Annotated in this window: 9 protein-coding genes and 4 tRNA genes; 11 read left to right on the forward strand and 2 right to left on the reverse strand. The window is 66.7% G+C overall.

The features are described from left to right. Nucleotides 1-274: 274 nt before the first annotated feature. Together prfA and hemA are read right to left on the reverse strand one after the other, a co-directional pair. Nucleotides 275-1,357, reverse strand: coding sequence for a peptide chain release factor 1 (gene prfA, locus ASD86_RS17075; protein WP_056113219.1), 1,083 nt, complete (start codon nt 1,355-1,357; stop codon nt 275-277). A gap of 69 nt (nt 1,358-1,426) precedes the next feature. Beyond that, on the reverse strand, nt 1,427-2,722 hold the full coding sequence (gene hemA, locus ASD86_RS17080) for a glutamyl-tRNA reductase (protein ID WP_056113222.1): 1,296 nt from the start codon (nt 2,720-2,722) through the stop codon (nt 1,427-1,429). Nucleotides 2,723-3,021: 299 nt separating this feature from the next. Between hemA and ASD86_RS17085 the strand changes: the two genes are divergently transcribed. The 11 genes from ASD86_RS17085 (at nt 3,022) to ASD86_RS17135 (ending at nt 11,032) form a co-directional block, all read left to right on the forward strand. Continuing rightward, entirely contained in the window at nt 3,022-4,728 is a 1,707-nt protein-coding gene (locus ASD86_RS17085) for a tetratricopeptide repeat protein (protein WP_235567789.1), read from the forward strand. Then, complete coding sequence (gene lolB / locus ASD86_RS26075; protein ID WP_235567790.1) at nt 4,728-5,768, forward strand: lipoprotein insertase outer membrane protein LolB; 1,041 nt, start codon at nt 4,728-4,730, stop codon at nt 5,766-5,768. Before ASD86_RS17085 ends, lolB begins: the two co-directional genes overlap by 1 nt. Before the next feature lie 24 nt (nt 5,769-5,792). Next, nucleotides 5,793-6,740, forward strand: coding sequence for a 4-(cytidine 5'-diphospho)-2-C-methyl-D-erythritol kinase (gene ispE / locus ASD86_RS17095; RefSeq protein WP_056113282.1), 948 nt, complete (start codon nt 5,793-5,795; stop codon nt 6,738-6,740). Continuing rightward, a tRNA-Gln gene (locus ASD86_RS17100) sits at nt 6,703-6,779 on the forward strand. The genes ispE and ASD86_RS17100 overlap by 38 nt, the downstream gene beginning before the upstream one ends. Before the next feature lie 123 nt (nt 6,780-6,902). After that, on the forward strand, nt 6,903-7,862 hold the full coding sequence (locus tag ASD86_RS17105; protein WP_036111835.1) for a ribose-phosphate diphosphokinase: 960 nt from the start codon (nt 6,903-6,905) through the stop codon (nt 7,860-7,862). Between the two features lie 179 nt (nt 7,863-8,041). After that, nucleotides 8,042-8,701 carry a 50S ribosomal protein L25/general stress protein Ctc gene (locus ASD86_RS17110; protein WP_056113225.1) on the forward strand — a complete coding sequence of 220 codons (660 nt, stop codon included), beginning with the start codon at nt 8,042-8,044 and terminating at the stop codon, nt 8,699-8,701. Between the two features lie 59 nt (nt 8,702-8,760). Beyond that, nucleotides 8,761-9,342, forward strand: a complete 582-nt coding sequence (pth, locus tag ASD86_RS17115; RefSeq protein WP_056113229.1) for an aminoacyl-tRNA hydrolase — start codon at nt 8,761-8,763, stop codon at nt 9,340-9,342. An 80-nt stretch (nt 9,343-9,422) separates the two neighbouring features. Next, nucleotides 9,423-10,514, forward strand: coding sequence for a redox-regulated ATPase YchF (gene ychF, locus ASD86_RS17120; protein WP_056113233.1), 1,092 nt, complete (start codon nt 9,423-9,425; stop codon nt 10,512-10,514). Nucleotides 10,515-10,635: 121 nt separating this feature from the next. Next, nucleotides 10,636-10,721: transfer RNA gene (locus tag ASD86_RS17125), tRNA-Tyr, on the forward strand. 91 nt (nt 10,722-10,812) lie between these two features. Then, nucleotides 10,813-10,887, forward strand: a tRNA-Gly gene (locus tag ASD86_RS17130). A gap of 69 nt (nt 10,888-10,956) precedes the next feature. After that, nucleotides 10,957-11,032, forward strand: a tRNA-Thr gene (locus ASD86_RS17135). Nucleotides 11,033-11,166: the final 134 nt, after the last annotated feature.

Consider the following 11,166-nt stretch of genomic DNA (forward strand, 5'->3'; position numbering starts at 1 on the left):
GATCGCGCATCGGCGCGGGGTGTGAGCCATTGCCCGATGCGGCCACTCAGTCGCGCGCGATCGTCGCCGTAGCTTCCTGTAGGAGCGGCGCGAGCCGCGACCGCGAAACCGCGCATACGTCGCATGCGCGATGTCGCGGACGCAGCTTGTCTTGAGGCTCGACCGCGAAACCGCACTGGCGCCGTAAGCGTGGTGTCGCGGTCGCGGCTTACGCCGCTCCTACAGGGGGTTGTTGGTATTGCCGGCGATCGGGCGATATCGCGGTGCGCGCGACTCAACTCGCCGACAAGCGCGCCAGTTCGTCGGCCTGATGCTCGTGGATCAGACGTCCGATCAATCCGTCCAGATCGCCGGCCACGATGTTCGGCAGGTCGTACAGGGTCAGGCCCTCGACGCGATGGTCGGTGATCCGGCCCTGCGGAAAGTTGTAGGTGCGGATGCGCTGGCTGCGGTCGCCGCTGCCGACCTGCAGGCGCCGGTCCTGCGCCTGCGCGGCCGCGGCCTTGGCCGCCGCGGCGTCGGACAGCATCGCCTGCAGACGCTTGAGCGCCTTGTCGCGGTTGGCGTGCTGGCTGCGTTCGGTCTGGTTCTCGACCACCACGCCGCTGGGAATGTGGGTGATGCGGATCGCCGATTCGGTCTTGTTGACGTGCTGGCCGCCGGCGCCGGAGGAACGGAAGGTGTCGACCTTCAGATCGGCCGGATTGATCTCGATCGGCTCGCCCTCGGGCTCCACCGCGATGATCGCCACGGTCGCCGCCGAGGTATGGATGCGGCCCTGCGATTCGGTTTCGGGCACGCGCTGCACGCGGTGGGTGCCGGATTCGAATTTGAGCCTGGAATACGCGCCGCGGCCTTCGACCCGGCCGATGATTTCCTTGTAACCGCCGTGTTCGCCGGGATTGGACGATTCGATCTCGACCTTCCAGCCCTGGCGTTCGGCATAGCGCGCATACATCCGAAACAGGTCGCCGGCGAAGATCGCCGCCTCGTCGCCGCCGGTGCCGGCGCGCACTTCCAGATACAGGTCGCCGTCGTCGCGCGGGTCTTTCGGGATCAGGTGCGCGAGCAGTTCGACATCGAGCTGCTCCAGCCGCGCGTGCGCGGCGAGGATTTCCTCGTCGGCCAGTTCGCGCAGTTCCGGATCGTTGCGCATCGCCTCGGCCGCGGCGAGGTCGGCCTTGGCCCGCGCTTCCTCGGCCAGCGCGATCGCGACCGGTTCGAGCTGGGCGAATTCGCGCGACAACTTGCGGAAGCGGTCGTTGTCGCCGATCACGCCCGGATCGCCGAGCAGCCGTTCGAGTTCTTCGCGGCGTTCGACCAGGGCTTCGAGTTTGCGGCGCAGGGTGGGGGTCATGGAGGCCGGGATTCGGGAGTGGGGATTCGGGATTGGCAAAAGCACATGCACAAGCGAGCGAGAGTGTCGCTAAGGCTCGTCCGCATCGGCTTTTTCGAATCCCGAATCCCGAATCTCCAATCCCACCGCGGGAAACATCTTGTCCGCCGCCCGCGCCAACTCCGGATTGCCGGTCAGCGCGGCTTCGCGCAATGCGATGGTCGGCGCGTGCAGCAGGCGGTTGGTCAGGGTGTGGGCGAGGAAGTTGAGCACCTCGGCTGGATCCTGACCCGATTGCAGTTGCTGCCGTGCCTTGGCCAGCACTTCTTCGCGCGCGGCCTGACCGTGATCGCGCAGGCGCTTGATCGGCGCGGTGCGGGTGCTCGCGGCCAGGGTTTCGACGAAGCGCGCGACCTGCAGGTCGACGATGGCTTCGGCCTCGGTCGCCGCTTCGCGGCGGCCGCGGCGGTTGTCTTCGATCGAGCGTTCCAGATCGTCGACGGTGTAGAGGAACACGTCCTTGAGCTCGGCCACATCGGCGGCGATATCGCGCGGCACCGCCAGATCCAGCAGCAGCATCGGCCGGTGCTTGCGCGTGGCCAGGGCGGCGGCGACCTGCGGCTTGCGCAACACCGGTTCGCGGCTCGCGGTCGCCGACAGCACGATGTCGGCCTCGCCCAGGTGGCGGTCGAGTTCGCTGAGCGGCAACGCGACGCCGCCATGGCGTGTGGCGAGGTCCTGGGCGTGGGCGAGGGTGCGGTTGGCGATCAGCAAGCGCTTGGCCTTCGCCTGGACCAGATGCCGCGCCGCCAGTTCCACCGTCTCGCCCGCGCCGATCAGCAGCACGGTCGAATCGTCCAGGCGCGCGAACGATTCCTGCGCCAGCCGCACCGCGGCCGACGCCACCGACACCGGGTTGGCGCCGATGCGGGTGTCGGTGCGCGCGCGTTTGGCGGTCGAGAACGCTTGCTGGAACAGACGGTCGAGCTGGCTGCCGAGGGTGCCGGCGGCGCGCGCGCTGGCCCAGGCATCCTTCACCTGACCGAGAATCTGCGGTTCGCCGAGCACCAGCGAATCCAGTCCGGTCGCGACCCGGAACAGATGCCGCACCGCATCGGCGTCGCGATGGCGATACAGATACGCATGCAGATCGCCGGCATCGTCGGGATGCGTGGCCAGCCACTGCGCCAGCGCATCGCCGCCGTCTTCGGCCACCGCGTACAGCTCGGTGCGGTTGCAGGTCGACAGCAGCGCGACCTCGCGCACCGGCGCCAGCGCGCGCAGCGCGGCGAGCGCGGACGCGACCGCGTCGCCGGAAAACGCCACGCGTTCGCGCAGGCTGACCGGTGCGGTCTGATGGTTGATGCCGAGGACGAACAAACTCATGACAGACCGCGGCTGAAGGGATGAAAGCCGCTCGCGCGCAGGCGGCGTGCGACTGGGGCGCGGACACGCGCGACCGCCATCGCAAGGCTGCGAAAAAGTTTCATCGGGCGGTGGGCGGCGCGGGACATCGGTTCAGGTGCTTGCGATAAGCTGCGGGCTGCTGAAGGCCGCCATTCTACCGGCCCACTGGTCTCGCCGTGGTTCTCTACGATTCGATTTGCTCGATCGGTCCAATAGACAGAACTAAACGTAAGCCGGCCGCGGTTGCGGCCCATCCCCTCCGCCGCCTGCCGGTCGCTGTGCTGAGCGTGGTCCTGGCGCTCGCCTCGGGCGCGGTCGCCGCCGCCGCCGCGCCGATTCAGCCGTCCGCCGCCGCGCTCGCCGCGGCCCGCGCGCAGATGCAGGCCCGGGCCGCCAAGGACCCGACCGGCGCGTCGCTGGAATCGCTGCTCAGCGGTGAATTCTCGCTGCAGGCCGGCAAGCTGAACGACGCCGCCACCGCCTATCTGAAAGCCGCGCGCGCCGCCGGCGATCTGGCCCTGGCCGAGCGTGCGACCACTATCGCCATCGTCGCCAAGCAGGACACGACCGCGTCCGAATCGCTGGCGCTGTGGCGAAAGCTCGGAGGCAAAGGCCCGACGCTCAACGCCGCCGAGGCGACCCTGGCGCTGCGCCGGGGCGACGAACGCGACGCGCTGCGCCAGCTCAACAGTCTGATGAGCGGCGACCCCGACACCGGCTGGCGCCAGGCGCTGGGCGTGCTGACCGCCGGGTCCAAGACCCCGCAGCAGGCCGGGCGCATGCTCGAGAAGATCATCGACGGCGGGCAGATGCCGCCGCGCAATCTGATGGCCTGGGTCGCCTTCGGCGGCCTGGCGCAGCGGCTCGACCAGCCCAAGCTGACCGAACGCATCGTCGAGGAAGTGGTCAAGCGCTTCCCCGGCGAGCCGCGCGTCGGCCTGCTGCGGGTCAGTCAATTGCGCGAGGACGGCAAGACCGAGCAAGCCCAGCAGTTGCTCTCGACCCTGGTGCCGCTGGCCGACAGCGACAACAATCTGCGCGCGCTGATCGCCGAGCAGTACGAAGGGCTCAACGATTTCCAGAACGTCGCCGCGGTGCTCGCGCGCGGCCCGCAGGACGAGCAGACCTATGCCTTGCGCGCGTCCTACCTGGCTCGCGCCGAGGACAAGCCGACCCTGACCAAGCTCTACGACGAACTGCGCGCCGACGCCGCCAAGCCCGACCCGGCGCGGCGCCTGCTGCTGGCGCAGATGGCCGAATTCCTCGAACGCAACGAAGAGGCGCTGAACTGGTATCAGGGCGTGCCCGGCGGTTCGCAGCGTTCGATCGCGCGCCTGCGCAGCGCCAACGTGCTGCACAAGCTGCACCGCGGCGACGAGGCTTACGCCAGTCTGCGCGCGATCCAGTCCGATGCCTCGGCCGAGGACGAAACCCGCCGCGACGCCTACATCCTGGAAGCCAGCCTGCGCGCCGAGGACAAGAGCGACAGCGGCGAAAGCGACGCGTTCGCGCGCGGCCTGGCCGCGTTCCCTGACGAACCGGAAATTCTCTACGCGCGCGCCCTGAGCTGGGAGCGCCGCGACGACGTGGCCCGCGCCGAAGCCGATTTCCGCCGCATCCTGGTCGCCGAACCCGACAGCGTGGCCGCGCTCAATGCACTGGGTTACACGCTCGCCGACCGCACCACCCGCTATCAGGAAGCGCTGGAACTGATCGAGCGCGCCCGCACCGCCGAGCCGGAAAACTCCGCGATCATCGACAGCTACGGCTGGGTGCTGTATCGCCTGGGCCGGGTGCAGGAAGCTGAAACCGAACTGCGTCGCGCGCTGACCTTGCAGAAAGACGCCGAGATTGCCTCGCACCTGGCCGAAGTGCTGTGGGAAAGCGGGCGCCGCGACGAGGCGCGCAAATATTTCGAACAGGCGCGCAAGATCGATCCGGAAAATCGCTCGCTGCTGCGGGCGTTGAAGAAGTACGGGCTGTGATGGCCGGTTCGGTCGCGGTCGTGGCTGGCATGCGAACGGCGCTGACCCGCGCAGCGGTGATCGCGGTGTTGGCGTTGGGGCTCAGCGCCTGCGTGGGCGGCGCGGTCAAGCGTCCAACCGGCGAAACCGTCGTGCCCGCGGCCGATGCCGCGCAGCGCGAATCCGCGCGCGCGCTGCGGGTGCGCGCGGGCAGCGAGTGGTCGTTGACCGGCCGCATCGCCGTGTCCAACGCCGGCAAGGGCGGCAGCGGCCGGATCGAGTGGACTCAGCGCGGCGAGCATTTCGAAGTCGCGCTCAGCGCGCCGGTGACCCGGCAAAGCTGGCGATTGGCCGGCGGCCCCGGCGAAGCCCGCCTGGAAGGCCTGGAAGGCGGCTCGCGCAGCGGCGACAACGCCGCCGCCCTGCTGCTGGAAACCACCGGCTGGGACATCCCGGTCGAGGCGCTGGGCAATTGGCTGCGCGGTCTGCCGGCCGAAGGCGTCGCCGCGGCGAAGCTGACCCCCGGCCCGGACGGCCGCCCGCTGTCGATCGAGCAGGGCGGCTGGACCATCGCTTACCAATGGCCGGCCAGCGGCGATCTGCCGTCGCGGCTGGATGCGCGGCGCGCGAACGCGCGGGTGCGTTTGATCGTGGACGAATGGCAGGGTGGGGCGGCGGCTGCGCCGGTCGCGTCGCGTGATCAGGTCTGGGAGTCTTTGCAGTCCAACCTCGTCAAATTGCGCAATGAGCTCGCCACGCTGAATCTGGACGATCCGGCTGGCGACGCCCGCGCCGACTTGGCGCAAGGTCGTGCGCGATTGATCGGTATGTGCGGTTTTTCCTGCGTCACGCCTGGTCTTGAGCGCGGCGACAGCGAGGGCGTCGACGATGTCCTCTATCTCGACGGCACCAGCGACGTAATCGAAGGCGACGAGCACGCGCGATTGCTGGAGCAGGCCACGCGCTACGCGATCGCTTACAACCAGTCGCTGGTCGCGGGCTTGAAGACGAATGCGACCAAGGGTGCAGCCGCGGCGCACTCCGCGTCTGCTTCCCGCTGAACGGGTTTTTTCGTAATGCCGCCCATGTCCCAGTCCGATGTCGGCGTCAACGCCGCTCCCGCCGACAATCGCGCTGACGGCCGCGCGTGGTCGCTCTGGCCCGCCCCGGCCAAGCTGAACCTGTTCCTGCGCATCGTCGGCCGCCGTGCCGATGGCTACCACCTGCTGCAGACCGTGTTCCGCCTGCTCGACTGGGGCGACACGATCCGCCTACGGCCGCGCGACGACGGCCGCGTGGTCCGCCATGGCGCTTCGGTGGCGGGCGTGGCCGAGCATGACGACCTCACTGTCCGAGCTGCGCTGTTGTTGCAAAAAGAAGCAAACAGCGCCCAAGGTGCTGACATCCTCATCGAAAAGTGCATTCCGGCCGGGGGTGGGTTCGGCGGCGGTTCGTCCGATGCGGCGACCGTGCTGGTCGCGCTGGATGCCCTGTGGGGCACCGATCTGGGCATCGACCGGCTGGCCGAACTTGGACTGCGGCTGGGCGCCGACGTGCCGGTCTTCGTCCGCGGTGAGAACGCCTGGGCCGAAGGCGTCGGCGAAAGCCTGCGCCCGATCGAGCTGGCGCCGGCCTGGTACGTGCTGGTCGATCCGGGCGTTCACGCGCCGACCGCGGCCTTATTTCAATCTTCCGAATTGACGCGGGATGCCGCGCCCGCGACAATATCGGACTTCGTTTCGGGTAAGCCGCTCGGGAATGCGTTCGAGCCGGTTCTGCGCAAGCGCGAAACAGCTGTAGAAGCTGCCTTCGCCGCCTTGTCGCGGATCGGTTCGCCGCGTCTGACCGGCTCCGGCAGCGGTTGCTTCGTCGAGTTCGCCACGCGCGAAACCGCCGAAGCGGCGCTGCTGGAACTGCCTTCCGGCCTTCGGGCCTGGACGGCGGGCGGAGCAGGGCGTTCGCCGCTGCATGCCGCACTCGAGACCAGGTTTCCGCAGGGGCGTCGCCAAGAGGCCCAAGGCACCAGGTTTTGATCCTGGCATTCGTAGGTTCGAATCCTACCGCCCCTGCCATTTTAGGGATTGGAGATTTGGGATTCGCGATTCGCAAGCCGCCGCGCTTTGTCGAATCGCGAATCCCAAATCCCGAATCCCGGCCTTAAAACCGCCACGGTCAGAGCGAAGCGGAGAAGTACAGTGCAAAACGATCGCAACCTGCTGGTATTCAGCGGCAATGCCAACCGTCCTCTCGCCGAGGCGGTGTGCAAAGAGCTCGGCATCCGCATCGGCAAGGCCCTGGTCGGGCGATTCTCCGACGGCGAGGTGCAGGTCGAGATCGAAGAAAACGTGCGTCGCCAGGAAGTCTTCGTCATCCAGTCGACCAATGCGCCGACGGCGGAAAACTTCATGGAGCTGCTGGTCCTGATCGACGCGCTCAAGCGCGCATCGGTGGCCAGCGTGACCGCGGTGGTGCCGTACTTCGGCTACGCCCGCCAGGATCGCCGCCCGCGCTCCTCGCGCGTGCCGATCACCGCCAAGGTCGCGGCCAAGATGTTCAGCGCGGTCGGCGCCGATCGGGTGCTCACGGTCGATCTGCACGCGGATCAGATCCAGGGCTTTTTCGACATCCCGGTCGACAACGTCTACGCCTCGCCGCTGCTGCTCGCCGACATCTGGCGCGCGCACGGCACGGATAATTTGATCGTGGTTTCGCCGGACGTCGGCGGCGTGGTCCGCGCTCGCGCGATCGCCAAGCGCCTCGACGACGCGGAACTGGCGATCATCGACAAGCGCCGCCCGCGCGCCAACGTCGCCACGGTGATGAACATCATCGGCGACGTGTCGGGCAAGACCTGCGTGCTGGTCGACGACATCGTCGACACCGCCGGCACCTTGTGCGCCGCCGCGGCGGCGCTGAAGGCGCAGGGCGCGCAGAAAGTCGTCGCCTACTGCACCCACCCGGTGCTGTCGGGCGCGGCGATCGACAACGTAACCAAGTCGCAGCTGGACGAGCTGGTGGTGACCGACACCATCCCGCTGACCGCCGCGGCTCGCGCCACCGGCCGCATCCGCCAGCTCAGCGTCGCCGAGCTGCTGGCCGAGACGATCCGCCGCATCGCCTTCGGCGAGTCGGTCAGCTCGTTGTACGTGGATTGATTTGCCCGGGATTGGTGATTCGGGATTGGTGATTCGCAATAGCGGCCACGCGGCCTTTGCTGCAACGAATCCCCAATCCCGAATCCCCAATCCCAGCTCCAAAAGACTCATCTGGTCGCGGGTGAGTCTCCATAAGCCGCCGCGAGGCGGTCCTAACGCTGCAAAGTGAGTAAAAACCAATGTCCGAACACACCATCAAGGCCACTGGCCGCAACGTCGAGGGGAAGGGTGCGAGCCGCCGCCTGCGTCGTGCCGCCAGCATCCCGGCCATCATCTACGGCGGCAAGAATCCGCCGCAGGCGATCCAGCTCGACCACGAGAAGATCTGGCTGGCCAGCCAGCACGAGTGGTTCTACTCCTCGATCCTGAGCCTGGAGCTCGACGGCAAGACGCAGGACGTGCTTCTGCGCGACATGCAGCGCCATCCGTTCAAGCAGATCATCATGCACCTGGACTTCCAGCGCGTTGATGCCAACCAGGCCATCCGCGTCGCGGTGCCGCTGCACTTCCTCAACGAAGACAAGTCGCCGGCCGGCAAGGCCGCCGACGTCGTGGTCACCCACGAGCTCAACGAAGTCGAAGTCAGCTGCCTGCCGAAGGACCTGCCGGAGTTCATCGAGATCGACCTGTCGGCGCTGACCGTCGGCGACATTGTCCACCTGTCGGAGCTCAAGCTGCCGAAGGGCGTCGAGATCCCCGAGCTGAAGCTGGGCAAGGAACACGACGTCGCCGTCGTGATCGCCAAGCACGGCAAGGAAGAAGTCGAAGAAGTCACCGACGCGCCGGAGGCCGAAGTGCCGGCCGCGAAGGTCGCCAAGAAGGACGAAGACAAGAAGTGATCGCCTGCCGGCGCGCCCTGATCGGCGCGCCGGTTCGCGTTCGCGGACTGTTGTGATCCATGGCGGGACTGCGCCTGATCGTCGGCCTCGGTAACCCGGGGTCGGAATACACCCGGACCCGGCACAATGCCGGGTTCTGGTTTGTGGACGCCTTGAACGAGAAGTTCGGCGGCCGTTTCGGCCTGGAATCCAAGCTGTTCGGCGAGACCTCGAAGGTCGAGATCGGCGGCCGTCCGGTGTGGCTGCTCAAGCCGGCCACCTTCATGAACCTGTCGGGCAAGTCGGTCACCGCGGCGTTGCGCTACTGGAAGATCGAGCCCGAAGAGGCGCTGCTGGCGCACGACGAGCTGGATCTGTCGCCGGGCACCGCGCGGCTCAAATTCGACGGCGGCCATGGCGGCCAGAACGGCCTGCGCGACACCATGCAGTTGCTCGGCCACGGCAAGTTCCACCGTCTGCGGGTCGGCATCGGCCATCCCGGCCATAAGGACAAAGTCACGCCCTGGGTGCTCGGCCGTCCCGGCAAGGACGACGAAGCCACCATCCTGCGCGCGATCGACAACGCCATCGATGTGATGCCGCTGGCGGTGCAGGGCAATTTCATGGATGCGATGACGCGGTTGCATACGAGCAGGGATTAGGGATTAGGGATTGGGGATTAGGGATTCGGAAAGCGCGGCTGTTCGAATCCCTAATCCCGAATCACCAATCACGGATCGTCATGGGCATCAAATGCGGCATCGTCGGCCTGCCCAACGTCGGCAAGTCGACTCTTTTCAACGCGCTGACCAAGGCCGGTATCGCCGCGGCGAATTTCCCGTTCTGCACCATCGAGCCCAACGTCGGCGCGGTGCCGGTGCCGGATCTGCGTCTGAACGCGCTGGCTGAAATCGTCAAGCCGCAGAAGCTGATTCCGACCGCGGTCGAGTTCGTCGACATTGCCGGCCTGGTCGCCGGCGCGGCGAGCGGGCAGGGCCTGGGCAACAAGTTCCTGGCCCACATCCGCGAAGTCGACGCGATCACCCACGTGGTGCGCTGCTTCGAGAATCCCGACGTCATCCACGTCAACAACAAGGTCGATCCGATCGCCGATATCGACACCATCGATACCGAGCTGGCCCTGGCCGATCTGGAAAGTGTCGAGAAGGCTTACCAGCGCGCCGAGCGCTCGGCCAAGACCGGCGACAAGGAAGCCGCGGTGCGCAAGGAAGTGCTCGGCCGCGTGCGCGAGGGCCTCAACGCGGGCACCGCGGCGCGTGCGTTGAACCTGTCCGACGACGACAAGGCGGCGCTGCGCGACCTGTTCCTGCTGACCCTCAAGCCGGTCATGTACGTGGCCAACGTGCTTGAGGACGGGTTCGAGAACAATCATCACCTCGACGCGGTGCGCGCGCGCGCCGCGACCGAGGGCGCCCAGGTGGTGCCGGTGTCGGCCGCGATCGAGGAAGAGCTCAGTCAGCTCGACGACGAGGATCGCGACACCTTCCTGGCCGACCTGGGACTGGCCGAGCCTGGCCTCAATCGCCTGATTCGCGCCGGTTATGAGTTGCTGGGCCTGCAGACCTACTTCACCGCCGGGGTCAAGGAAGTGCGCGCCTGGACGGTCAAGGCCGGTTCGACCGCGCCGCAGGCCGCCGCGGTGATCCACACCGACTTCGAGAAGGGCTTCATCCGCGCCGAAACCATCGCCTACGACGATTTCATCAAGTACAAGGGCGAGTCCGGAGCGCGCGACGCCGGGCGTCTGCGCCTGGAAGGCAAGGAATATCGCGTCCAGGAAGGCGATGTGTTGCACTTCCGGTTCAATGTCTGAGTACACTATGCGGCCGAGTCGGGCCGATGCGTGTCGCCGGGGCGGGACGAAAATTTTTCAGGCTTGTATGTGAAAACGCGTTGACAACCTGAAGAACGCACCCCAGAATTACGGGCTCTTTGGAGGGATACCCAAGCGGCCAACGGGGGCAGACTGTAAATCTGCTGGCTTACGCCTTCGGTGGTTCGAATCCACCTCCCTCCACCAGAATATCGGTGGCGCGACGATCGAAAGTTCGGCGCGGTTCCAAGGTAAAGTTTCAAGTTAAAGTTCCAACGCTGTAATGGCTGTACGCGGCGCGGGAGTAGTTCAATGGTTAGAGCCTCAGCCTTCCAAGCTGATAATGCGGGTTCGAATCCCGTCTCCCGCTCCATTGAATCCACTCTTGGCGGCCCCCATTGCAGCAAGGCCCGGTAACCGGGTCGCGACACCAGAGTTTTACGCTCACGTAGCTCAGTCGGTAGAGCACCTCCTTGGTAAGGAGGAGGTCGAAGGTTCGATTCCTTTCGTGAGCACCATCCAACGCAACACAAGGCTGCTTTACCAACAGCCGCCGCGACATACAGACCCACAAACGAGAAGCGACAGCCATGGCTAAGGGTAAATTCGAGCGCACCAAGCCGCACGTCAACGTCGGCACCATCGGTCACGT

The sequence above is a fragment of the Lysobacter sp. Root690 genome, from assembly GCF_001427785.1.
GTDB lineage: Bacteria > Pseudomonadota > Gammaproteobacteria > Xanthomonadales > Xanthomonadaceae > Lysobacter.

Bases quoted from the DNA above. Each gene is read 5' to 3' on its own strand.
- prfA (WP_056113219.1), bottom strand. From the start codon at position 1,357: ATGACCCCCACCCTGCGCCGCAAACTCGAAGCCCTGGTCGAACGCCGC.
- hemA (WP_056113222.1), bottom strand. From the start codon at position 2,722: ATGAGTTTGTTCGTCCTCGGCATCAACCATCAGACCGCACCGGTCAGC.
- lolB (WP_235567790.1), top strand. From the start codon at position 4,728: ATGGCCGGTTCGGTCGCGGTCGTGGCTGGCATGCGAACGGCGCTGACC.
- ispE (WP_056113282.1), top strand. From the start codon at position 5,793: ATGTCCCAGTCCGATGTCGGCGTCAACGCCGCTCCCGCCGACAATCGC.
- ASD86_RS17110 (WP_056113225.1), top strand. From the start codon at position 8,042: ATGTCCGAACACACCATCAAGGCCACTGGCCGCAACGTCGAGGGGAAG.
- pth (WP_056113229.1), top strand. From the start codon at position 8,761: ATGGCGGGACTGCGCCTGATCGTCGGCCTCGGTAACCCGGGGTCGGAA.
- ychF (WP_056113233.1), top strand. From the start codon at position 9,423: ATGGGCATCAAATGCGGCATCGTCGGCCTGCCCAACGTCGGCAAGTCG.